At 69.1% G+C, this 22,873-nt stretch carries 26 protein-coding genes; 17 read left to right on the plus strand and 9 right to left on the minus strand.

Annotated features, from left to right (window positions below):
- The first annotated feature begins 4 nt into the window (after positions 1–4).
- A complete protein-coding gene (gene mshA, locus KOI35_RS06115) occupies positions 5–1,273 on the plus strand; it encodes a D-inositol-3-phosphate glycosyltransferase (protein ID WP_308120811.1) in 1,269 nt (422 codons plus the stop codon).
- Positions 1,267–1,749, plus strand: a complete 483-nt coding sequence (locus KOI35_RS06120; protein ID WP_215785055.1) for a type III secretion system chaperone family protein — start codon at positions 1,267–1,269, stop codon at positions 1,747–1,749. The genes mshA and KOI35_RS06120 overlap by 7 nt, the downstream gene beginning before the upstream one ends.
- Positions 1,750–2,361: 612 nt before the next feature.
- Here the strand turns inward: KOI35_RS06120 and KOI35_RS06125 are convergent.
- Positions 2,362–2,760 (minus strand): response regulator, encoded by a 399-nt coding sequence (locus tag KOI35_RS06125; RefSeq protein WP_215785056.1) that lies wholly within the window; start codon positions 2,758–2,760, stop codon positions 2,362–2,364.
- Between the two features lie 314 nt (positions 2,761–3,074).
- Between KOI35_RS06125 and KOI35_RS06130 the strand changes: the two genes are divergently transcribed.
- Positions 3,075–3,287: a DUF7455 domain-containing protein gene (locus KOI35_RS06130; protein WP_215785057.1), complete on the plus strand. Its 213-nt coding sequence runs from the start codon at positions 3,075–3,077 to the stop codon at positions 3,285–3,287.
- Positions 3,288–3,365: 78 nt separating this feature from the next.
- Complete coding sequence (locus KOI35_RS06135) at positions 3,366–4,544, plus strand: sensor histidine kinase (RefSeq protein ID WP_246612621.1); 1,179 nt, start codon at positions 3,366–3,368, stop codon at positions 4,542–4,544.
- 61 nt (positions 4,545–4,605) lie between these two features.
- Here the strand turns inward: KOI35_RS06135 and KOI35_RS06140 are convergent, their stop codons facing one another.
- The 8 genes from KOI35_RS06140 to KOI35_RS06175 form a co-directional block, all read right to left on the minus strand.
- On the minus strand, positions 4,606–5,403 hold the full coding sequence (locus KOI35_RS06140; RefSeq protein WP_246612622.1) for an SRPBCC family protein: 798 nt from the start codon (positions 5,401–5,403) through the stop codon (positions 4,606–4,608).
- Positions 5,404–5,485: 82 nt separating this feature from the next.
- The gene (locus KOI35_RS06145) at positions 5,486–6,214 is read right to left on the minus strand and encodes a hydrolase (RefSeq protein WP_215785059.1); all 729 of its coding nucleotides are present in this window, start codon (positions 6,212–6,214) and stop codon (positions 5,486–5,488) included.
- A gap of 105 nt (positions 6,215–6,319) precedes the next feature.
- On the minus strand, positions 6,320–7,864 hold the full coding sequence (locus KOI35_RS06150; protein WP_215785060.1) for a methyl-accepting chemotaxis protein: 1,545 nt from the start codon (positions 7,862–7,864) through the stop codon (positions 6,320–6,322).
- A gap of 155 nt (positions 7,865–8,019) precedes the next feature.
- Entirely contained in the window at positions 8,020–8,256 is a 237-nt protein-coding gene (csrA, locus tag KOI35_RS06155; protein WP_215785061.1) for a carbon storage regulator CsrA, read from the minus strand.
- Positions 8,257–8,338: 82 nt separating this feature from the next.
- Positions 8,339–8,776, minus strand: coding sequence for a flagellar assembly protein FliW (gene fliW, locus KOI35_RS06160; protein ID WP_215785062.1), 438 nt, complete (start codon positions 8,774–8,776; stop codon positions 8,339–8,341).
- 2 nt (positions 8,777–8,778) lie between these two features.
- Positions 8,779–9,675, minus strand: coding sequence for a flagellar hook-associated protein FlgL (flgL, locus tag KOI35_RS06165; protein ID WP_215785063.1), 897 nt, complete (start codon positions 9,673–9,675; stop codon positions 8,779–8,781).
- Positions 9,676–9,685: 10 nt separating this feature from the next.
- On the minus strand, positions 9,686–11,095 hold the full coding sequence (gene flgK, locus KOI35_RS06170) for a flagellar hook-associated protein FlgK (protein ID WP_215785064.1): 1,410 nt from the start codon (positions 11,093–11,095) through the stop codon (positions 9,686–9,688).
- Positions 11,095–11,580 (minus strand): flagellar protein FlgN, encoded by a 486-nt coding sequence (locus KOI35_RS06175; RefSeq protein WP_215785065.1) that lies wholly within the window; start codon positions 11,578–11,580, stop codon positions 11,095–11,097. Before KOI35_RS06175 ends, flgK begins: the two co-directional genes overlap by 1 nt.
- Before the next feature lie 256 nt (positions 11,581–11,836).
- Here KOI35_RS06175 and KOI35_RS06180 point away from each other — a divergent pair, with 256 nt between their 5' ends.
- The 13 genes from KOI35_RS06180 (at position 11,837) to KOI35_RS06240 (ending at position 22,850) form a co-directional block, all read left to right on the plus strand.
- Positions 11,837–13,084: a flagellin N-terminal helical domain-containing protein gene (locus KOI35_RS06180; RefSeq protein ID WP_215785066.1), complete on the plus strand. Its 1,248-nt coding sequence runs from the start codon at positions 11,837–11,839 to the stop codon at positions 13,082–13,084.
- A 109-nt stretch (positions 13,085–13,193) separates the two neighbouring features.
- Positions 13,194–14,588 (plus strand): flagellar filament capping protein FliD, encoded by a 1,395-nt coding sequence (fliD, locus tag KOI35_RS06185; protein WP_215785067.1) that lies wholly within the window; start codon positions 13,194–13,196, stop codon positions 14,586–14,588.
- Between the two features lie 31 nt (positions 14,589–14,619).
- Positions 14,620–15,000, plus strand: a complete 381-nt coding sequence (fliS, locus tag KOI35_RS06190) for a flagellar export chaperone FliS (protein ID WP_215785068.1) — start codon at positions 14,620–14,622, stop codon at positions 14,998–15,000.
- Between the two features lie 15 nt (positions 15,001–15,015).
- Positions 15,016–15,339 carry a hypothetical protein gene (locus KOI35_RS06195; RefSeq protein WP_215785069.1) on the plus strand — a complete coding sequence of 108 codons (324 nt, stop codon included), beginning with the start codon at positions 15,016–15,018 and terminating at the stop codon, positions 15,337–15,339.
- A gap of 180 nt (positions 15,340–15,519) precedes the next feature.
- Entirely contained in the window at positions 15,520–15,867 is a 348-nt protein-coding gene (locus KOI35_RS06200) for a flagellar basal body rod protein FlgB (RefSeq protein WP_215785070.1), read from the plus strand.
- A 2-nt stretch (positions 15,868–15,869) separates the two neighbouring features.
- Positions 15,870–16,262, plus strand: a complete 393-nt coding sequence (locus KOI35_RS06205; protein ID WP_215785071.1) for a flagellar basal body rod protein FlgC — start codon at positions 15,870–15,872, stop codon at positions 16,260–16,262.
- Positions 16,263–16,270: 8 nt separating this feature from the next.
- On the plus strand, positions 16,271–16,615 hold the full coding sequence (gene fliE, locus KOI35_RS06210; RefSeq protein ID WP_215785072.1) for a flagellar hook-basal body complex protein FliE: 345 nt from the start codon (positions 16,271–16,273) through the stop codon (positions 16,613–16,615).
- 1 nt (position 16,616) lies between these two features.
- Entirely contained in the window at positions 16,617–18,236 is a 1,620-nt protein-coding gene (gene fliF / locus KOI35_RS06215) for a flagellar basal-body MS-ring/collar protein FliF (protein WP_215785073.1), read from the plus strand.
- 74 nt (positions 18,237–18,310) lie between these two features.
- Positions 18,311–19,336: a flagellar motor switch protein FliG gene (gene fliG / locus KOI35_RS06220; protein ID WP_215785074.1), complete on the plus strand. Its 1,026-nt coding sequence runs from the start codon at positions 18,311–18,313 to the stop codon at positions 19,334–19,336.
- On the plus strand, positions 19,320–20,000 hold the full coding sequence (locus tag KOI35_RS06225; protein WP_215785075.1) for a FliH/SctL family protein: 681 nt from the start codon (positions 19,320–19,322) through the stop codon (positions 19,998–20,000). Before fliG ends, KOI35_RS06225 begins: the two co-directional genes overlap by 17 nt.
- A gap of 9 nt (positions 20,001–20,009) precedes the next feature.
- Complete coding sequence (locus KOI35_RS06230) at positions 20,010–21,317, plus strand: FliI/YscN family ATPase (protein ID WP_215785076.1); 1,308 nt, start codon at positions 20,010–20,012, stop codon at positions 21,315–21,317.
- Positions 21,318–21,405: 88 nt separating this feature from the next.
- Positions 21,406–21,849: a flagellar FliJ family protein gene (locus KOI35_RS06235; RefSeq protein WP_215785077.1), complete on the plus strand. Its 444-nt coding sequence runs from the start codon at positions 21,406–21,408 to the stop codon at positions 21,847–21,849.
- Positions 21,846–22,850 carry a transglycosylase SLT domain-containing protein gene (locus KOI35_RS06240; RefSeq protein WP_215785078.1) on the plus strand — a complete coding sequence of 335 codons (1,005 nt, stop codon included), beginning with the start codon at positions 21,846–21,848 and terminating at the stop codon, positions 22,848–22,850. Before KOI35_RS06235 ends, KOI35_RS06240 begins: the two co-directional genes overlap by 4 nt.
- Positions 22,851–22,873: the final 23 nt, after the last annotated feature.

The raw sequence follows: 22,873 nt of genomic DNA on the forward strand, positions 1-22,873 counted from the left end.
GATCGTGGCTGAGTGGCCGACCCCGCGGCGCATCGCCACCCTCTCGGTTCACACGTCGCCGCTAGAGCAGCCCGGCACCGGTGACGCCGGCGGCATGAACGTGTACATCGTCGAGGTCTCGAAGCGTCTCGCCCGGCTCGGCGTCGAGGTGGAGATCTTCACCCGCGCCACCCGCGGCGAGCTTCCCCCCGTCGTCGAGATGGTTCCCGGCGTGACCGTCCGGCACGTCACCTCCGGCCCGTTCGAGGGCCTCTCCAAGGAGGAACTGCCCGCCCAGCTGTGCGCCTTCACCAACGGCGTGCTGCGGGCCGAGGCGGCCCACCCGCCGGGCCACTACGACCTGATCCACTCGCACTACTGGCTGTCCGGCCAGGTCGGCTGGCTGGCCCGCGAGCGCTGGGGCGTGCCCCACGTGCACACCGCGCACACCCTGGCCAAGGTGAAGAACCGGCTGATCGCCGAGGGCGACCGGCCCGAGCCCAAGGCCCGGGTGATCGGCGAGGAGCAGGTGATCGCCGAGTCCGACCGGCTGGTGGGCAACACCCGCTTCGAGGCGCAGGATCTGGTCGCCTACTACGACGCCGACCCGGCCCGCACCACGGTCGTGCAGCCCGGCGTCGACCTCGAGCGGTTCCGGCCCGGCCCGGCCGAGCGCGCCCGGTTCGGGTTGCCCGAGCGGGGCAAGGTCATCGCCTTCGTCGGCCGGATCCAGCCGCTCAAGGCGCCCGACGTGCTGATCTCGGCGCTGGCCGCGATGAGCGAGCCGGACACCACCCTGGTCATCTGCGGCGGCCCGAGCGGCACCGGCCTCGACAAGCCGAGCGCGCTGATCGAGCTGGCCACCTCGCTCGGGGTGAGCGACCAGGTCGTCTTCCTGCCCCCGCAGAACGGTGCCGGCCTGGCCGCCCTCTATCGCAGCGCCGACCTGGTCGCCGTCCCGTCCCACAACGAGTCGTTCGGCCTGGTCGCGCTCGAGGCCCAGGCCTGCGGCACGCCGGTGGTCGCGGCCGCGGTCGGAGGCCTGGTCACCGCCGTACGGCACGGGTTGAGCGGGGTGCTCGTCGACGGGCACGACCCCAAGGAATGGGCCCGGGTGCTCGACGACCTGCTGGCGTCGCCGGGTGAGTTGCGGCGCCTGTCGGCCGGGGCGGTCGCGCACGCGTCCGACTTCTCGTGGGACCGTACGGCCGAGGGGTTGCTCCGGGTCTACCGTGAGGCCGTGACCGAGCACCGTGCCCTGATCGCGCAGCGCCTGGAGGCGTACGCATGGTGACCGACCTGATCGAACGGGTGCTGACCGACCGCGAGCTCGAGTGGGAGCCGACCGGGCCCGGGGCCTACGTGGTCACGCTGCCCGGCACGCACAAGCTCAAGACCGCGGTGAACCTGATCGTGGGCGAGCACGCGCTACGCGTCGAGGCGTTCGTGATGCGCCGGCCGGACGAGCGGCACGAGGAGTTGTGGGCCTGGCTGCTGCGCCGCAACGCCCGCATGTACGGCGTCTCGTTCTCGATCGACGCGGCCGGCGACGTCTATCTCACCGGCCGGGTGGCGCTCGGCGGCCTCGACGAGGACGAACTCGACCGGCTGCTGGGATCGGTGCTCACCTACGCCGACGAGTCGTTCGACACGATGCTCGAGATCGGCTTCGGCTCGTCGATCCGGCGCGAGTGGGAGTGGCGGGTCAAGCGCGGCGAGTCCCTGGCGAATCTGCAGGCATTCAAGCATCTCGCCCCACCTTCGCCGTAATTGTCCACTTTGTGCGGCGCAGTCTTTTCGGCAGACTCAAATCTGGCTGGTCACGCGACCGGAGGTGCTAGCGGTCATCCGCCGATCGGCCAATTGTCGATGACTGTGATGGTGCAGACAGATGGCGGACAGCCAGTTGGCTTGTCTGCCTTGACTGCCCCAACTAGCGTAATCAATGGACGTCGGACCGTTAGTTCGGGGAACTGGTTGATCGGAGACGATCGCCGCGGCCGGCGTTTGGGGACGGGTGGCATAAGCCGTTGGGGGACGGCGCGACCCGAGACCGGCGGTTAGTGCGGGCGACGCCTATGGGGATGGGCGTCGTCCGCCGCCGCCGGTGCCAACCAACACGGCCGTCAGGGGCCGTTTTTTTGTGCCCAGAGAGACGTGCCCTCAGGAAGACGTGCCCCCAGGAAGACTTGCGCCCGCAGGAAGACGAAGTCGGGCCGGTCCTCCGCAGCGGACCGGCCCGACCTCAGGGGGTGAGTAACGTCTGCACCCCAGAGTGGGGTCGCCCGGGTGCGACGTCGGTGGGCGGGTCGTTGCGTCGAAGTTGCGTGCGAAAAGGCGCCGCCGTGCGGGACACGGCGACGCCTGGATGCGTACGGGAAACTAGGAATCTTCTCCCAGCACCGAGCGCAGGGTCTGCACGAGCACCTCACTGCTGAAGGGCTTCTTGACCAGCAGCGCGTCCTCGCCGATCAGCCCGTCGGCCACGGCCAGCTCCTTGGGCAGCCCCGAGATGTAGACGACGCTCATCTCGGGCCGCAGCTGGGTGGCCGACCGGGAGAGCTCACCGCCCGAGACCCCGGGCAGCCCGAGGTCGGTCACCAGGATGTCGATGTCACCGGGGTGTTCCCGGCAGGCGGCGATCGCCTGTTGTGAGTCGCCGGCGATCAGGGTGGCGAAGCCGCGGCGCTCGAGCATCCTCCGCATGATGTCGCGCAGGTCCTCCTCGTCGTCGACAACCAGGACCGTGGGGCGTGACTCGGGTGCGGGCGCCTGCGACATGGATCCTCCCGGTGGTTCTGCGGTCACGTTCCGTACGGCTTCCGGAACCTCACGCTATCCGCAGCAGGTTGCACGGTCCGGCCTTTTCCGAACCCGTTCCGTCCGGGCACAGTCATGCGTTTCACCCTCTCGGAACTGCATGGCGGCCGCCGGTTGCGGGAAGATTGGGGGCGACCCGGTTGCACTCGGGTTGCAACACCTCCGAGGCCGCACCCAGGGCTTGGAAGATCGACAGAGAACCGCTAAAGCCGCGGAGCGGGGCGCCGATTGACCCGGCGTACCGCTACACACCGCCACTGAGCAAGGAGAGCGATATGTCCAGCGTGCTGTCGCCCGAGATCACCACCGTCCCCGCGATGACCGAGCGCTGCGACCGCTGCAGCGCCGCCGCCAAACTGGTGGTCACCCTGTCCACCGGCGGTGAGCTGGCCTTCTGTGGGCATCACGGCAACCGCCACCACGAAGACATCGTGAAGGTGGCCGAGCGCATCGTGCTGGAGGACGGCTACGAGTGGGCCGGAAAGTAACCGCTTGATCCGCTTACGCCGCGTTATGCTCGTTTCCTCGGAAATTGAGGGGATTACGTGCGTGATGCGGCGCGTGATTTGGGCAGGCTCTCCCGGCTGACCGCCGGGTGCGCCGGCGTCGCGGTCGCCGTCTTCGGCACCACGGCCCTGCTCCTGTCACTGAAAGGCGCTCCGCCGGACGGCTTCCTCGCCGATCCGGCGGCCGCGCTCGTCCCGGCCGGACTCGCCCTGCTGCTGCAGGCGACCCCGGTGGTCAGCCGGAACGCCGGCCGGGTCGTGCACGGCCTGGCCGCCCTCCTGACGATCGCCGCCGTGGCGATCTGTGTCGCCACGTTCGCCCGGCACACCGCCGCCTCCGTCGCCACCTTGCTCGCCCTGGCCGTCCTGCTGCTGCTCGGGCACTTGATCCGCACCCTGATGAGCGCCGACCGCCGGCAGCGTGAGCTGGCCGGCTTCACCGACACGCTGGCCCAGTCGATGAACGAGGCCGTCGTGGCGAGAGACACCAACATCGCCGACCGCAAACGGGCCGAAGAGGCGCTGAGCGAGCACGCGGCCGAGCTCGAGCGGGGCAACACCCGGCTGCGCGAGACCAACACCCGGCTGGAGAACGCGCTCACCTTCAAGAACGACCTCACCTCGATGCTGACCCACGACGTGGCCCAGCCGATCAGCTCGATCGCCAGCCTGGCCGAGCTGCTCCACCAGGACTGGGACGATCTGCCCGACGACGTCCGGCACGAGCTGGCCACGAAGATCGACAAGAACACGCAGCGGCTGATCAAGATGATGAACGACCTGCAGCTGCTGTTCCGGCTCGACATGGGTTCGGTCACCGCGCGGCGGGTGCCGGTGCCGCTGCACGAGGTGGCCGAGACGGTGGTGGCGGGGTCCGCGGCCGGCCCGGGCGAGATGCTGATCGAGATCGACGCCGAGACGTCGGTGCTGGCCGACCGCGGTCACGTCGCCGCGGTGCTGCAAAACCTGATCAACAACGCTCTCGCGTACGGGGTGGCACCGACCCGGGTGACCGCGAGGCGGCACGGCGAGCAGGTCGATCTCGTCGTGCAGGACAGCGGTCCGGGCATCCCGGACGAGTTGCTGCCCAACCTGTTCGGGCGGTTCATGCGCGGGGCCGGGCTGGGGTTGTTCATCGTGCGCCACCTGGTCGAGGCCAACGGGGGCGAGGTCCGCTACGAGCGGGCCGATCCGCACGGCGCCCGGCTGATCGCCACCTTCGAGAGCGGCCCGGTGTGACCGGACACGACAAGGGCCGGCTCACCGGGAGCCGGCCCTCACGTCGTACGGGGAAACGCTCTTAATGATCGTGGGCGCTGCCCCGGTCCTCTTCGTTGATCATGCCGTCGCCCCAGGTGTCCTTGCGGTTCGTGCGACCACCCATGCGGGCGCTGGCGCCGATGCCCGACGGACCTCCGCTGATGGTGCCGGCGGTCGAGATGCGGCGGCCGGGGGCCAGCACGTCGTCGAGATCGTGCGAGCTGCTGATGCCGGGGGCCGAGGTGATGTCGACGCGCGTGCCCATGGTCGACGCGGACAGGCCGTGATAGGGCAGGTCGGCCCGGCTGGCGTTGCTCTGCTCGGCGGCGCTGGTGCCCCAGCCGGCACCGGGGTGGGCCCGATTGCGCGCCCGGGCGGCGACCGCGGCCGGTGTCGGCACCGGGCGGGCCAGCTTCTTGGTGCTGGCACCCCGCTCGACCAGGCCCTTGAAGGCGCTCAGGTCGGCCTTGAGGCGCTTGTTCAGCGACGCCTGTCCGTGTCGGTCGTTCGGCATGAGGAACGCGACGTCGGCCTCGAGCTGGGCCACCACCTGGGTCTTGGTCTCGCCCATGGGCCGCAGGGTGATGGTCTCGGCGAGCAGCGGCCCGTCGACCGTCGCCCAGGAGACCCGCTCGTCCATCGTGCGCTCGGTGATCTGCGCGTCGAACTCGCGGCGGTGGCCCTCGACGTCCATGACCCAGTGCGTCTGGTCGGGGCCGGTCGGGGTGACCTGCCGTACGCCACTCATGAACTGCGGGTAGTTCTCAAACGCGGCAAGCTGCTCGTACACCGTGTGCAACGGCGCACTCACCTCGATGGCCTGCTGAACCATACTCATCGCAACTCTCCCATGCCTAGGCGTGATGACTACGGGCATGACCGAGAGTACGGAGACGGCTACTTCGAGCGGCCGGTTTCGCTCAGACCCGGCGCACGTACTGCCAGTGGCCGACCTCGGTGGCGTACCGGGCGTCACTCGCGGGGACCATCGCCACCCCCGCCGCACGCAGCATGGCCACGACCCGGGCCGACGGCGAGCGCCAGGCCTCGCTGATCTCGACCACGGTGCCGGTCTCGCGGCAGGCGGTGGCCAGCGCGGCGATCAGGTCTGGGGTCAGCACCGCGTCGTCCAGGCCGACCTGGGCCAGCAGACCGAGCGGACGGGCGAGCTGGGTCGGCGCGTAGCGGGAGGCCCGCTCGATGCCGCGGACCGTCGCGTCGAGCAACTGCTCGGCCACCTGGTCGGCGGTGACCCGGCCCTCGGTCAGCTGGGCGCGCACCTCACGCGGGCCCACCACGCCGGCGTCCTGCGGCAGGCGGGAGACGGCGACCGAGAGGGCCTCGAGCGCGCTGATGTCGGGCGGCAGGGCGAGCCAGCCGTCCGGGCGTACGACCTCGACCTCGGCCGCGATCCGGAGGTTGATCTCCGTACGGGACCGGGCCCGCCGCACCGAGTCGGCGTAGGTGGAGAGCCAGGTGGTCTCCGGGCCGGCCTGGTCGGCGAAGGTGATCGAGGAGAGGCCGGCCAGGTCAGCCGCCGAGACGACGACTCCGACGGCGTCCCGCCCGGCCGAGAAACCGGTGTGCACATGCGCGTCGGCCGTCAGGTCCAGCGCGACGCCGATGACTGATTCCCGATCCGCGCTCACAGTCTCTCCCCGGTCCTTCAAGCTCGACGGGCTCTTCCCGTCTGACCAGAAGAGTGCGGGGGCGGCGTTGTCAGCCTCGGTCCGCCTCCGGTGCAGTCCGGGTGCTTAGATCCGGAACGAGCTGACCAGGGCGCGCAGGTCGTCGGCGGTGCGGGCCACCCCGGTCGAGGCCTGGCGGGTCTGCTCGACCCCCTGCACCGAGGCGGCGCTCGCGGTGGAGACGTCGGCGATGTTGGTGGCGATGCGGGCCGAGCCGTTGGCCACCTCGGCGATGCTCCGGCTCATCTCGCCGGTCGTCGCCGTCTGCTGCTCGACCGCCGACGCGATGGTCGTCTGGAACTCGTTGATCTGGCCGATCACCTCGCTGATCCGCGAGATCACCTCGACCGCCCCACCGGTGTCCTGCTGGATCGCGGCGACCCGGGTGCCGATGTCCTCGGTCGCGCGGGCCGTTTCCTGGGCCAGGTCCTTGACCTCGCTGGCCACCACGGCGAAGCCCTTGCCGGCCTCGCCCGCGCGGGCCGCCTCGATCGTCGCGTTCAGCGCGAGCAGGTTGGTCTGCTCGGCGATCGAGGTGATCAGCTTGATGACGTTGCCGATCTCGGCCGACGAGTCACCGAGCTGGCGGACCGTCTCGGTCGCGCGGGCCGCCTCGGACACCGCGATCGACGCGATCTGGGCCGATTCGCTGGTGTTGCGGGAGATCTCGCGGATCGCCAGGCCCATCTCCTCGGAGCCGGCCGCGACCGTCTGCACGTTGCGCGAGATCTCCTCGGCCTCGGCCGACGCGGCCGCGGTCTGGCGGTCGGTCTTACCGGCCGCCTCGGCGATCTGCGCGGCCACCGACGACAGTTCGCCCGCCGCACCGGCCAGCGCGTCCGCGTCCCGGCCGATCGTCTCGAGCGATCCGCGGATCGACTCCAGCGCGCCGTCCAGGCCGGCCGCCATCCGGCCCAGCTCGTCGCGGGTGGTGATGCCGCTGCGCCCGGTCAGGTCGCCCTGGGCGAGCCCGTCGATGACCGCGCCGAGCGTGCGCACGGGCACCAGGATCGAGCGGGCCAGCGGGATGGCCAGGCCGACGAGCAGCGCCAGCCCGATCAGGGCGACGACGATCGAGACGGTCCGGGTGCGGCTCACCGTCCGGGCCATGTCGCCCTCTTCGGTCGCGACGGCGCCGGCGACCTTGTCGATCAGGTCGCCCAGCGCGTCGTCGGTGGCGTTGTTGCGCTCGGCGATCTCGGCGATCCGGGTGCGCTTGTCGGCCGACGCCACGAAGTCGGAGATGAAGGTGCTGAACTCGACGAAGGCCGGGCGGTCCTGGGCGAACGTCTGGGCCACGTCCGGAGACACGCAGGACGCGACCACGGCGTCCGCGGCCTCGGTGGACGACTGCACGTCGTCCTTGACGTCCTGGGTCACGTCCTGACCGAGGGCCGACCGGTACGCGTCCACCTTGAGCTCGCTCTGCCGGGTGTCGAGGTGGTTGAGCGCGGCCTGGCACGCCTGCAGCTGCGAGACGTTGTAGCCCTGATTGGCCAGCTGGTTCTGGCCCAGCAGCCCGATCGTCGCGAGCGCCCCCAGCATGACGGCACCCACCACCACGATCATGGCGAGTCGTTTGGCGATACCGAGTTCGGCCAACCGCGACATCGATCCCCCTTCGAAGCCGGAACAGCACCGCTCGCGCGGTAATGAACATCTTTCAGTTATTCCGGTGGGAAGACGGCGGATTTCCACATTTACGTACGAAGACGACGTACGCCCCGTCGCGCGGCGACGGGGCGTACGGGAAAACTCTTTGGATCCTATGTGGCCGGCGGATTCAGCAGATCGCTGACCGCCTGCACCTCGTCCTGTGTGGGCGAGGCGGCCTCCCGATTGGAGGCCTGCAGCTCCCGGTACACCTCCTCGCGATGCACCTGCACGTCACGCGGAGCCTGGATGCCCAGCCGGATCACGTCGCCACGCGCTTCGAGCACGGTGATGACGACATCGTTGCCGATCATCACGCTCTCCCCGGAGCGCCGGGTCAGTACGAGCATCGTCGGTGCCCTCCTCCATCCGTGGACGGACAGCATCGCGAGACAGGCGCGGCCGCGAGCCCGCGACCGCGCCCTCGGGACGTCAGTAGACCGGGTTCATGACCGCGCGGACCGGGAAGCCCGAGCCGCTGAGTACCACCTGCATGGCCCGCATGCTGTCCCGGTCGACGACGATCGGGGCCATCAGGTTGGCGGTGGTCTCGTTGGTGCCGGCCGTGATGACGGTCAGCAGCAGCAGACGGTCGGCGTCCCGCGTGTTCAGCGCGGCGAAGACGTCGGCCTCGATCTCGGGCGCGTAGTCCGGGAAGAAGGGCTCCGGCGGCGCCACCAGGAAGCGCAGGTCGGGGTCCTCAGTGGACGTGAACGCGTAGAGCAGGCCGTCTTCGTTGAGTCGCACCAGGACGAACTCCCGGTGGGCCGGGAACCCGGGCATGGGCACGGCCATGGTGATGGTCGGCAGGCCCAGCGACGTGTCGGTCAGGGCGGACTCAATCGGTCGGGCAGCGGTACGAGTAGACATGGTCACCTCAGGAAATCGATGAGCGAGGGCTGGATCACCTTGGCCGAGGCGGCCAGGGCGGCCTGATAAGACGTCTGCTGGATCTGCAATTCCATGATCGCTTTAGGCAGGTCGACATCCTCGATATCGGACAGCTGCGACGTCACGGACAGCAGGTGATCATCAGCGGACTGCTTCATCTGCGTAATCCGATTATATCGGGCGCCAACGTCCGAAAGGGTGGACTTTAGTAAATCGTGGGCCGTATCGAGGTTGGCCAGCCCTGCATTCAGCGCATCGTCGTCATTGCCGCGAAGCGCCGCGGAAATGTCACCCAGCACCTTGAAGAGCTGAGTGGGGCTACCGTTCGCGCCGTACGCTTCGGCGCCTGTCGTGTCGATCCGCACCTTGGCGTTCGGTCCGACCGTTCGCGTGGTCTGTCCGTCGTTGCCGACATAGGTGCCGGTGGGGTCGAACGCGACCTTCCCCGGTGTCGTCCCCCCGAAGATGGGCCGGCCCAGGTAGCTGGTGTTGGCCTCGCCGATCATCTGCTGCCGGATCTGGTCGATCTCGGCCGCGATGGCGTCCCGCGATCCGCCGTTCATCGCGCCGCTCAGGCCCTGCACGGTCAGGTCGCGAGCCCGGATGATCTGACCGGAGGCGTCGCCGAGCTTGTCCTGAATGGACCCGAGCCACCCGAGGCCGTCGTCGGCGTTGCGCCCGAACTGCTGGGTCGCCCGCACCTCGCCGCGCAGCTGCAGCGACGTGACGGTGCCGGTCGGCGAATCGGAGGGCTTGCTGAGCTGCTTGCCGCTGGAGATCTGCTCCTGCAGTTTCTGCCCGCGGGCCATGCTGCGGTTGAGGTCGCCGAGCATGCGGTGCCGCATGCTCGAATCGGTGACCCGACTCGGAATGGTCATGATCTATCCCCTACCGGCCGACCATGCCAGTGCGGTTGATCAGCTGGTCGAGCATCGAGTCGATCGTCGTCAGCACGCGCGAGGCGGCCTCGTAACCCCGCTGGTAGGTCAGCAGGTGGGTCATCTCCTCGTCCAGGTTGACCCCGGACTCCGCCTCGCGCGAGGTGTCGACCTGGTCGCGGACCGTGTCCTGGATCTCGCTGCGCCGCGACGACGCCTGCGACGCCACGCCGAGCTGGCCGATCATCTGCTGGTAGGTCGCGTCCGGGCCGTTCTGCGAACTGCCCAGCGCGACCAGCGCGTCGGCCTGGTCGTTGTCGATCGCGGCCACCTCGGGCGGAACCGCCTTGGGGTTGCCGGCCGAGAAGGCGACCTGGTCGGGATCGGTGATCGCGACGGCGATGTCCCGCGCGCCGGTGCCGGAGAAGAAGGCGGCACCCGGGTTCCCGTTCACGTCGTAGCCCGAGGTGGTCAGCGCGTTGACGCTGGTCGCGAGCGAGTTGGCCACGGCGTCGAGCTGGCCCGAGATGCCGGGGATGATGGTGTTCATCGTGTCCATCATCGAACCCATGGTGCCGCCGACGGTCGCATTGGTGTCGGTGCCCGACCACTTGAGCGCGACCTGGGTGGTCGGCGTCCACGAGTCGAGGTTGGGCGGCCCGGAGAGCTCCAGCTTGCGCGTGGAGAAGTCGCTGACCAGGGGCGACGATCCGACGTAGACGTTGATCGCACCGTTGGCCTTGGAGATCGCGGTGGCGCCGGTCAGCTCGGACAGCTTCATTACGGCGACGTCGCGGGAGTCCTGCAGCTCGTTGGCCTCGAGGCCGGCCGCCTGGGCCACCACGACCTGGTTGTTCATGTGCGCGATGTTGTCGGCCAGCGTGTTGACCTGGTCGACGTAGGCGCTCATCTCGTTCAGGTTCGCGCCGAACTGACTGCTGAGCGACGCGCGGGTGTCGTTCAGGGTGATCGCCACGGTGCGGCTCTTCTCGAGCAGCGACGAGCGGGTCGAGGGGTCCTGCCAGTTGTTCGCGACGTCGTTCCAGCCGTCCCACATGTCGTGCATGCGGGCCTGCAACGCGGTGTCACTGGGTTCGGCCAGGACGCTTTCGATCTGCCCGTACGCGGCCTTCTGGCTCTGCAGGTAGGCCGAGTTCGCGTGTTCGGTGCGACCCCGTTCCTCCAGGTACGCGTTCCGGCCGCGCTCGACGCCGGCCACGGTCACGCCGTTGCCGACCTGCGTGGTAGTCGCGTACACACCGGGGTTGAGGCTGCCGGTCTGCGAAGCCATCCGCACCCGCTGCTTCGTGTATCCCTCGGTGTTCGCGTTCGCGATGTTCTGGCCCGTGACGTCCAGGCCCCGGCGCTGCGCGTAGAGCGAGGTGAGCGCCGTGTTGATACCGCTGAAGGAACTAGCCATCAGATCGCCTCATCCACCAGGCTGGAGCGGCGGATGCCGCCGGAAACGGTCTGCCCCTGTGGTCCGTAGGTTTCCACAGTTTCGGCGAACGCGAGCATGGTTTCGCGTGCTGCGCGTTGCCCGGCCGTGAGCAGGTCTCGGTTGACGTCGGCGAGCGCGCTGATCTCGGAGGTCAGCAGCAGGAACGCCTTGCGGTGCTGGTGCAGCAGGTCGGACCAGGGAGCCGGAGCGACGTCGGCGAGCTCGCCCAGCGACGCCTCGGGCGACAGGCCCAGCTCGACGGCGACGTCCTGGGCGTAGGCGGCGCGGATGACCTCGGTCTGCCGGATCTGTTCCAGCACCACCTCGACCTCCCGGGTGGCGTGGCTCAGCCAGCGGGAGCGGCCGGCCGCGAGAAGCAGCTGCTCCTCCTCGAGCTTGAACAGCAGCATCTCCAGCAGCTCACGTGAACGCCACAGGACGCTGGCCAGGTCGGTCAGGCTCACCCTGGACCTCCGTCTCGCTTGCGGTCGGGCCCGCCCCCTCGACGAACCCGCTCATTCGGACAGGTCGGCACGTCTGCGGCACCGCTGAGGAATTTCCCCCGATCTGGCCCTTTCAGGTGGAGTTATGAACTCGGCTCGGATTTCTTGCAGTTCGCCGGAAAAGGGCGAAGAAATCTCGCAGACTGCTGGTGAACCGTCGGCGCCACGGCTCCATGGATTGGGCCGGCATCAAAGACCCCTCAAGGAGGAAGCACTCATGGGTCTTCGTATCAATCAGAACATCGCCGCGCAGAACGCCTACCGGAACCTGTCGGTCACCGACAACCAGATGTCGAAGTCGCTGGAGAAGTTGTCCAGTGGTTTCCGCATCAACCGGGCGGCCGACGACGCGGCCGGTCTCTCGATCTCCGAGGGCCTGCGCTCGCAGGTCGGCGGTCTCAAGGTCGCCGTCCGCAACACCCAGGACGGTGTCAGCGTCGCGCAGACCGCTGAAGGTGCGCTCAACGAGACCACCGCGATCCTGCAGCGTATGCGTGACCTCTCGGTGCAGGCGGCCAACTCCGGCGCCACCGACACGGCGGCCGCCGGCGCGGCCAACAAGGAAATGTCGGCCCTGAACGCCGAGCTCAACCGGATCGGTGACACCACCGCGTTCGGTAAGCAGAAGCTGCTCGACGGCACCTTCGGCGCCACCAAGCAGCTGGCCGGCACCCAGCAGGCGGCCAACGCCGACGGCACCGCGGCCGCCATCCCGACCGCGGCCAACAGCGACTTCAGCTTCACGCTGGAGTCGGTCGGCGGCAAGACGACCGACCCCAAGGGCAACAGCATCTCGACCACCAGCACCCCGCCCGGAACGGGCATCACGGTCAACGTGAAGGCACTGCCGGCCGGTGCGACCGCGCAGGACCTGGCCTCCGCGGTCAACAGCGCCATGGAGACCGCGCTCAAGGAGCACGGCTTCCAGGGCAACGAGGTCACCATGTCGGCCAAGACCGACATGCAGAACAACACCACCTTCAAGGTGGCCGGCGCGGGCGACTTCAAGATCACCGGTGACACGGTGCTCACCGCCGCCGGCATCGACACCACCCAGGCGACGACCGACACCGGCGGCAACACCGGCCGCTTCCAGGTCGGCTCGAACGCCAACCAGAAGATCGGCATCTCGATCGGCGCGGTCGACTCGGAGACGCTCGGCACCGCGTCGCTGGACCTCACGAAGGACCCCGACAACGCGATCTCGGTGATCGACAAGGCTCTCCAGTCGGTCACCGACAGCCGCTCGTCGCTCGGTGCCATCCAGAACCGCTTCGAGCACACGATCAACAACCTGAACGTGGCGGTCGAGAACCTGTCCGCGTCGGAGTCGCGTATCCGTGACACCGACATGGCCCAGGAGATGGTCTCCTTCACCCGGTCGCAGATCCTGACCCAGGCCGGCACCTCGATGCTGTCCCAGGCCAACCAGTCGGCGCAGAACGTGCTCTCGCTGCTCCGCTAACCAAACTGCCACCGGTAGCAACTGAATCTCTACTGCAAGTGACCGAATAGGTGGGGGTAGCCGTCACAAGCGGCTGCCCCCGCTTGTTTCCAGCGAAAGGCAGGCTCCGGTGAGCTCATCTTCGGTCGACGGCCTGGTCAGTGGTCTCAGCACCAGCTCCATGATCAGCTCGTTGATGCAGGTCGAGGCGGCGCCGCAGACCCGGCTCAAGAGCAAGGTGAGCACGGCCCAGACCGCGGTCTCCTCCTACCAGGCAGTCAACTCCCGGCTGGTCGCGCTGAAGAACGCCGCCACCGACCTGGGCGCGCTCAGCACGTGGCGCGCGGTCAAGCCGACCTCCAGCTCGACGACCGTGACCGCGACCGCCGTCACCGGCACCAACGCCGCCTCCGGCACCACCGTCTTCGACGTCAAGAGCCTCGCGAAGAACCAGGTCACCACGGCCAAGGTGAGCGCGGACGGCGCCATCACCTCGGCCGGTTCGCTGCAGATCACCGTCGGCCCGCTCGACGGCAGCGACAAGGACAAGCTGACCACGGTCACGCTGGGCGACGACAAGTCGGCCAAGGGCATCGCGGCCGCCATCAACGCGGCCGGCCTCGGCGTCAAGGCCACCGTCGTGAGCACCGGCGGCACCAGCAACATTCTGCAGCTGAGCGGGGCCAAGACCGGCGCCAACGCGGCGTTCAAGATCGACGGGCTCGACGGGCTCGCCTCGCCGCTGACCAACGTGGCCAGCGCGACCAACGCCCGGCTCGACATCGGCGGCGGCGACGCCAACTCGGCCGCCGGCGGCTACAGCGTCACCAGCGAGACGAACACGTTCACCGCCCTGATGCCGGGCGTCTCGATCTCCGTGTCGAAGCTCGAGGACGGCGTCACCGTCACCGCGGACTCCGACGTCGACGGCATGGCGAACAAGATCCAGGCGATGGTCGACGCGGCCAACTCCACGCTCTCCGAGATCAGCAACCAGACCGCGTACGACGCCAACACCAAGCAGAGCTCCCCGCTGACCGGCGACTTCTCCGTTCGCAACATCTCGCAGGTGCTGCTGAGCAAGGTGAGCCTCGGTCTGACGTACACCAATCCCTCGTACGACTCGACGCAGCCGAGCGACCCGGCCACCAAGACCAACCTGGAGAAGATCTCGATCTCGCTGGCCAAGATCGGCGTACAGCTCGACCGCTCCGGCAAGCTCGTGTTCAACAAGGACGACTTCACCGCCTCCTACAACGCGAACCCGACGCAGACCCAGGCGGCCGGCATCGAGTTCGCCGACCAGACCCGGGCCATGGCGTTCGACCAGTCGCGCAACATCACCTCGGTGATCACCGGACGCAACAACGAGATCGACAGCCTCAACAGCCAGATCAGCAACTGGGACGTCCGGCTCGCGGCCAAGAAGCTGGCCCTGCAGAAGACGTACTCCGACCTCGAGACCTCGCTGGGAAAGCTCAAGAACCAGTCGAGCTGGCTGTCCGGCCAGTTGTCCAGCCTCTGACCCTGACCTGCCGCTCTGATTGGGGAGACCGATGACCGCGCCGAATCTTCGTAACCGCTACATGCAGGACTCCGTCAGCACCGCCTCGCCCGCCAAGCTCCTGCTCATGCTGTACGACCGCCTGATCCTCGACCTCGGGCAGGCCGAGGAGGCGCTGCGGGCGGGCGAGCGCGAGGTCGCCCACGAGAAGATCACGCACGCCCAGGAGATCATCATCGAGCTCCAGGTCAGCCTTGATGTCGAGGCCTGGTCGGGTGCTCCGGGCCTGGCCAACCTCTACGGCTACCTGCTCACCGAGCTGATCGGGGCGAACATCGCCCGCGACGCCGACCGGGTCGCGGTCTGCCGAGGATTCCTCGAGCCGCTGCGGGACGCCTGGCGAGAGGCGGCCGCCTCGGCGGTCGCCCACTGACGGGCGGAGGCCGGCGTGAGCGGCGGTGAGTGGCGGGACGCCTGGAGCGCGGCTCTGGACGAGCTCGAGCTGGACGTGGCCTCGATCGAGGCCATGCTGGAGGACGAGCACCGGCACGCCGAGCACCCGCCCGCCGACATCTGGAAGCCGCCCACCGAGCTGGGCGCCCTGCCGCTGGAGCTCCGGCCGAGGGCCGACGAGATCCTCACCCGGCAGCTGAAAGCAGCCGAGGAGATCGCCCGCCGGATGACCGCCACCCGGCAGCAGATGACGATGACCACCAAGATCGAGACCGGCGAGGCGGTCAAGCGGCCGGTCTACGTCGATCGGGCCATGTAAGCGACACACGATGACGTCCCGGGACCCCAGGTGGGTGCCGGGACGTTTTCGCGTGCAACCAGTCGGCAACCGTCTGACGCTCAGCGGATCGGCCCGCCCGCCGAAGGGCAGAGTACGAGCGACGGATCGCTTACCAAAAAGCCACGGATCGGCACCTTGGAACTCGCACAAGGAGCTGCTGTGTTCGACGATGTCTCGTCGTCCGCGCTGCGCGTCGCGGTCACCGGCCTCGCGGCCCGCCAGAGCGCTATCGCGAACAATATTGCAAACGTCGAAACCCCAGGCTATCGGGCTCGTAAGGTGGAGTTCGAAGAGGCGTTGCGCGGTGCCGTGGCCAAGGGTCTGTCACCGCTCGGAGTGGCCCCGCAGACGGCGACATCGCTGGAGCCGACCCGTCTGAACGGCAGCAACGTCAACCTCGACGAGGAGACGCTCTCCCACATCGACACGACGATGCGTTATCAGCTGACCATGCGGGCGCTGGACTCCAAGTACTCGATGATCCGCGACGCGATCAAGGGAGCCTGACGATGAGCACATTCAACGCGATCGGCGTCGCCGGCACGGGTGTGACCGTCTACCGCAAGTGGCTCGACGCGGTGTCCGACAACATCGCCAACATGGACAACACGAGCCGTACGTCGGAGAAGGCGTTCCAGGCCCGTTACGTCATCGCCCAGGAGGCCCAGGACGGCAACGGCGCCCAGGTGGGTGGCGTGGCCCTCGGCAGCGCCGAGGGCGTGCTGGTGCACGACCCGGACAACCCGCTGGCCGACAACCAGGGCTACGTGCGTAAGGCGGACATCGACCTGAGCTCGCAGATGGCCCAGATGATGATGGCGCAGCGCGCCTACCAGGCCAACCTCGCGGTCGTCGACCGCGCCAAGGACTCCTACACCGCCGCGATCAACCTCGGGAAGTGAGGTAGGCGATGACGTCTCCGATCAGTCCCATCAGCGGCTTCTCGCCGGTCTCAGGTCTGCAGGCGGTCACCGGGGTGGGCTCCACCGACGCGATCTCCGGCACCGACCGGGCCACCGCGGCCCAGGGCGCGCACGAGAGCTTCGCCAGCATGCTGTCGAGGGGTCTCGAGAGTGTGCAGTCCGCGCAGGGCAAGGCCGACGACCTCGCGGTGCAGGCCGCGCAGGGCACGCTGACCGACCCGGCGCAATACACCATGGCCGCGAACGAGGCCCAGCTCGGCATGCAGCTGACCCTCGCCGTACGCAACAAGGCCGTGGAAGCGTTCCAGGAAATCATGAGGATGCAGGCCTGACATGACTGACCGCCTTCCCGCTCCGGTTCGCCGCGTCACGGACATGTTCCGGTCCTTCACCCCGGGACAGAAGGCCGTCACGATCGCGGCAGTCATCGCGCTCATCGTGGGCGCCTACTTCTTCGCCACGTGGGCGTCCAAACCTTCCTACTCGATCCTGTTCAACAACCTCTCGTCCAAGGACGCGAGCGCGATCGTCGAGTCGCTGAAGAAGACCGGCACGAGCTACGAACTGGCCAACGAGGGCCAGACCATCCTCGTGCCGCAGGACCAGGTGAACGACCTGCGCCTGTCGCTGAGCGGCGAGGGCCTGCCCGGCGACGCCGGCACCGGCTACGCGCTGCTCGACCAGCAGGGCATCACCACCAGCGACTTCATGCAGCAGACGAACTACCAGCGCGCGCTCGAGGGCGAGCTCTCCAACACCATCAAGTCGATCGACGGGGTCGAGGCGGCCACGGTCCACCTGGTGATCCCCAAGAAGGACGTCTTCGCCGACGAGCAGGACAAGCCGACCGCCTCGGTGCTGGTCGCCTCGAGCGCCACCCAGCCGCTGAGCGGTGATCAGGTGCAGAGCATCGTCCACCTGGTCGCGTCGAGCGTCGAGGGCCTCGACCCGACCGAGATCACGGTGGCCGGCGCGGACGGCAAGATCCTCTCGACCGGTGGCGGTGCGGCCATCGGGACGGGTGGGGACAGCGGGGCCGACTCGCAGACCGTCGCCTTCCAGAACCGGATGAACCAGTCCATCCAGAGCATGCTCGACAGCGTTGTCGGTCCGGGCAACTCGTCGGTGGTCACGACGGCCACGCTCGACTTCGACCAGACGCAGACGACCAGCAAGACGTACAACGCCGACCCGTCGGTGCCCGCGCTCAGCGAGCAGAACCAGCGGGAGGCCTACAACGGTGCCAACAACTGCGCCGGCGGTGTGCTCGGCCCGGACAACATCGCCGGTCCCGGCTGCTCCACCGGCAGCGGTGGCCCGGGGCAGTACGAGAACAGCAGCAACGTCAAGCAGAACGCGGTCAACGAGGTCAACGAGGTCCGCAAGAACGCGCCCGGTGGCATCAAGAAGCTGAGCGTGGCGGTCCTGCTGAACAGCGCCACGGCCGGCACCATCCAGCCGGCCCAGGTGCAGCAGCTGGTCACCGCCGCGGCGGGCATCGACACCACCCGGGGCGACACCATCGCGGTCTCGGCCATGCCGTTCGACCAGAGCGCGGCCCAGGCCGCCCAGGCCGCCCTGAGCGCGTCCTCCGCGGCTGCCGTCGAGGCCAAGCAGATGTCGATGTACAAGACCGCCGGACTCGCCGGACTCGTGCTGGTCCTGCTGTTCCTGGCCTGGCGGTTCAGCCGCAAGAGCAAGAAGCGCCGGGGCCTGACCCCCGAGGAGCGCAAGCACCTCGAGGACATGCAGGCCGCGCTCGAGGCGCAGCGCCTGGCCGAGCTCAACCAGGCCATTCCGGCCCAGATGCTGGAGGCCGGAATGGCGATGGACGACTCGAACGTGCAGGCTCGCGAGGAACGCCAGCGGGAGATCGAGCAGATGGTTAAAGATCAACCTGACGAGATGGCGGTGCTGTTGCGCGGCTGGCTGGCCGCCGATGTGACGCGCTGACCCCTTCGTGCGGCGGCCGGCCCGGGTGCCGGTCGCCGCGTTGATTCTCTGCTGACGGTCCGAGGGAGTACGCGTTGAGCACACCGGCGCTCACCACCATGTCGATGACGGGCGTGCGCAAGGCCGCCATCATGCTCGTGCAGTTCGGCAAGGAGCAGTCCGCGCACATCATGTCGCAGATGTCGGAGAAAGAGGTCGAGATGATCTCGGCCGAGATCGCCCGGCTCGGCAAGCTGGAACCGACCCAGGTCGACGACGTGATGGACGAGTTCTACGCCATGGCGACCACCCGCTACGCGGGTTCGGGTGGCATGGACTACGCCCGGGAACTGCTCGAGGCCTCGCTCGGCAAGGACCGCGCGGCGCTCATCCTGGACCGCCTCGAAGCGTCGATGAACGACATCCCCTTCAACTTCCTCAGCCACGCCGACCCCCGGCAGCTGCTCTCCTACGTGCAGTACGAGCACCCGCAGACGATCGCGCTGGTGCTCGCGCACATCCCCTCGGCGCTCGCCTCGTCGATCCTGGCCGGCCTCCCGATCGAGGTGCAGACCGACGTCGCGCACCGGATCGCGGTGATGGACCGCACCTCCCCCGAGATCATCCGCCAGGTCGAGGCCGCCCTGCAGCGCAAGCTCTCGTCGGTGCTCCAGCCCGACGAGCTCTCCACGGTCGGCGGCCTGCAGCCGCTGGTCGAGATCATCAACCGCGCCGACCGGACGACCGAGCGGCTCATCCTGGAGGCCCTCGACGCCCGCAGCCCCGAGCTGGCCGAGGAGATCCGGCGCCGGATGTTCATGTTCGAGGACATCATCAACCTCGAGGACCGTGCCATCCAGCTCGTGCTGCGCCAGGTGGAGCCGGCCGACCTGGCCACCGCGCTCAAGGGTGTGCCCGACACCGTGCGCGACAAGGTCACCAAGAACCTGTCCGAGCGCGGCCGCGAGAACCTGCTCGAGGAGATCGACCTGCTCGGCCCGGTCAAGGTCAAGATGGTCGAGGAGGCCCAGGCCAAGATCGTGTCGGTGATCCGCTCGCTCGAGGAATCCGGCCAGATCGAGGTCCAGCGCGGCGGCGAGGCCGATGACCTCATCGCCTGAGAGCACCAGCCCGGTCCTACGGGGTTCGTCGGCCAAGTCGGTCTCGGCCGCCCGGTTCGGGGTCGACCTGCGCACCGGCCTGCCCGTCGACGGCGACTCGCTCGAACGGGCCAAGCAGCAGGCCCGCACGTCCGGCTACGCCGAGGGCTGGGCCCAGGGGCAGCGCGAGGCGGCCGCGGCCGCCGAGGGCGCCGCGGCCCGGGCCCAGGCCGCCGAACAGGCCCACGAGCAGCGCCGGTCGCATGCCCTCGGACAGGCCGTGAACGCGCTCGGCCGGGCCGTGACCGACCTCGAGAACCAGCTCATGCCGACCTTCGCCGAGCTGCAGGAGGTGCTGCTCGCGCACGCCTTCGAACTGGCCGAGGCGATCGTCGGCCGCAGCCTGGACGACGCCGAGGGGCGTACGGCCGGTGCGGTGCGCCGGGCCATGCAGGCCGTACCCGAGGCCGGGCAGCTGGTCGTGAGCCTGCACCCCGACGACTACCACACGCTGGTCGGCGAGGGCGGCGACACCGAGTTCGAGTACGAGGGGCGCCGGGTCCGCCTGCGCCCGGACGCGACGCTGCACCCGGGCGACGCGGTCGCCGAGACCGGCATGGCGACGGTGGACGCGACCATCGCGGCCGCCGTGGCCCGCGCCCGGGACGCGCTGCGCATCCACTAGGAGACACACATGACGGATGTGTTCCGCCACCGCATGTCGGCGGCACTCGAGGCGGCCCGCCCGCTCACCCGCGGCAAGGTGACCGGTGCGGTCGGCCTGCGGGTGACGGTCAGCGGCGTCGACGCCCGGGTCGGTGACCTCGTGCAGATGGGCGAGGGCCCGGAGGCGGTCTTCGCCGAGGTGGCCGCGATCGACGGCGAGAAGCTCTCCTGCCTGCCGCTGGGCCCGATCGCCGGACTCGGGGCGGGCACCCCGGTGGTCAGCACGGGTGGACCACTGCGGGTGGCCGTGGGGCCCGACCTGCAGGGCCGGATCCTGGACGGGCTGGGCCGCCCGATGGACGGCGGTCCGCCGCTCAAGGGCCACCTGGTCGGCATCGACGCGGCGCCCCCGTCGGCCATGGAACGCCAGCTGGTCGACAAACCGATGAGCCTGGGCGTACGCGTCCTGGACACGCTCGTGCCGTGCGGGCGCGGGCAGCGCATCGGCATCTTCGCCGGCTCCGGCGTCGGCAAGTCGACGCTGATGAGCATGATCACGCGAGGCACCTCGGCCGAGCTGAACGTCGTGGCGCTGGTCGGCGAGCGCGGCCGCGAGGTGCGCGAGTTCATCGAGCACGACCTGGGCGAGGAAGGGCTGGCGCGGTCGGTGGTGGTCATCGCCACGTCGGACACCCCTCCCCTCGTACGCCTCCGGGCCGGCGCCGTGGCCACGAGAATCGCCGAGTACTACCGCGACGAGGGCGCCGACGTGCTGCTGATGATGGACAGCGTGACGCGTGCGGCCATGGCGCAGCGCGAGGTCGGCCTGTCGGTGGGCGAGCCGCCGGCCACGCGTGGCTATCCGCCCTCGGTGTTCGCGATGCTGGCGTCGCTGCTGGAGCGGGCCGGGCCGGGCGCCCGGGGCAGCATCACCGGCCTCTACACGGTGCTGGTCGAAGGTGACGACCACAACGAGCCGATCGCCGACGCGGCCCGCTCGATCCTCGACGGCCACGTCGTGCTCGACCGCAAGCTGGCCACCGCCGGCCACTTCCCGAGCATCCAGGCCCTCGACTCGATCTCCCGCGTCGCCAACAAGATCACCACGAAGGAGCAGCGCTCCGACGCCACCGAGCTGCGCCGCATGATGGCCGCCCACCGCGAGGTCCGCGAACTGGTCGAGATCGGCGCCTACGTGGCCGGCACCAACCCGGACGCCGACCGGGCCACCGCGATCTGGTCCCACATCAACGCGTTCCTGCGCCAGGGCCTCGACGAACGGGTCACCGCCGACGAGGCCTGGGGCCAGCTGCGAGCCCTGATCGCCGCCTCCTGACAGCTCAGTTGCGGCTTGGGTGCAGCAGCTCAGCGAAACGGTTATCGGGCCGACCGGGAAGGGTGAGGCCCGCGCTAGGAGGCAGAACGTGAACCGATTCTTCCGGCTCTCTCCCGTGCTCCGTGCCCGCAAGGCCCAGGAGGACGCGGCCAAGGGCGCCGTGATCCAGTCCCGCGCCCAGATCAAGGACGCCGAGGACCTCGTCCGGCGCAAGCGGCTCGACCTGGTCGGATCGGAGGCACCCACCGAGGGTTCGGCCCGGGCCATCGTCGCCGGGCTGGTCGCCCGCCAGTCGCTGGCCGGCGCCCTGATGAGCGCCCAGCGCATGGTCACCGAGGCCGAGGATCTCGAGCGCGAGCGGATGGCAGTGCTGGCCGAGGCGGCCAAGCGCCGTCGCGCGGTCGAGATGCTGGGCGAACGGCACGCCGAGATGGTGCGCGCCAACGACCTGCGCAAGGACCAGGCCGATCTGGACGAGATCGCGGTGACCACCAAGGCCCGCAACGCCGCCCGCGGCGGAGGCGCTGAATGATCGGTGTCACCGGGGTGCTCAACCGCATCCAGGAGCTCCAGGGCCAGCTCGGCCTCACCCCGGTCAACCCGGCGCCGGGCGCCACCGGCACGGTCAGCACCAACGGCAGCACCGCGCTGGGCGACTCCTCGTTCGCCTCGGCCCTGGCCGGCGCGACCGGCGGGACCGGCACGATCAAGCTGAACAATCAGGCCTCCGGGTCCGACGTGGTCGACGCGGCCAAGAAATACCTGGGTACGCCGTACGTGTTCGGCAGCACCGACCCGGACAAGGGGCTGGACTGCTCGGCCCTGGTGCAGCGGGCCTACAGCGACCTCGGCATCAAGCTGCCCCGGCTCTCGCACGAGCAGGCCAAGGCCGGCACCAAGGTCGACAGCCTGGCCCAGGCCAAGCCGGGCGACATCCTCGCCTTCGACTCCCCGGTCGACCACGTCGCCATCTACCTCGGCGACAACAAGATGATCGCGGCACCGAAGCCCGGCGACCACGTCAAGATCCAGAGCGTGTACGAGAAGCCGACGCACATCCGGCGGGTGGTCTCGGACTTCGCCGCACTGCCGGCCCAGAACGTCGCCTCCGTCCGCCCGGCCAGCCTCCAGGGCAGCGGATCGCTGCCCGGCGTGCCCTACGGCGACCTGTTCGTGCAGGCCGGCAACCGCTACGGCGTCTCGCCCAAGCTGCTCGCCGCCGTGGCCAAGGTCGAATCCGGATACAACCCGCAGGCGGTCAGCAAGGTCGGGGCCCAGGGGCTGATGCAGCTCATGCCGTCGACCGCCAAGGGCCTGGGCGTCAAGGACTCCTTCGACCCGGAGCAGGCGATCAACGGCGGGGCCAAGCTGCTGTCCCGCAACCTGCGTGAGTTCAAGTCGCTGCCGCTGGCTCTGGCCGCCTACAACGCGGGCGGCGGGGCGGTGCACAAGTACGGCGGTATCCCGCCGTTCTCGGAGACCCAGGCGTACGTCCCGAAGGTCCAGAAGGCTCTCGCCGCGCTCGGCGGCTGACCCCACCGACCGGCCACAACCTG

The organism is Paractinoplanes bogorensis, from assembly GCF_018829635.1.
Classification (GTDB): Bacteria; Actinomycetota; Actinomycetes; order Mycobacteriales; family Micromonosporaceae; genus Actinoplanes; species Actinoplanes bogorensis.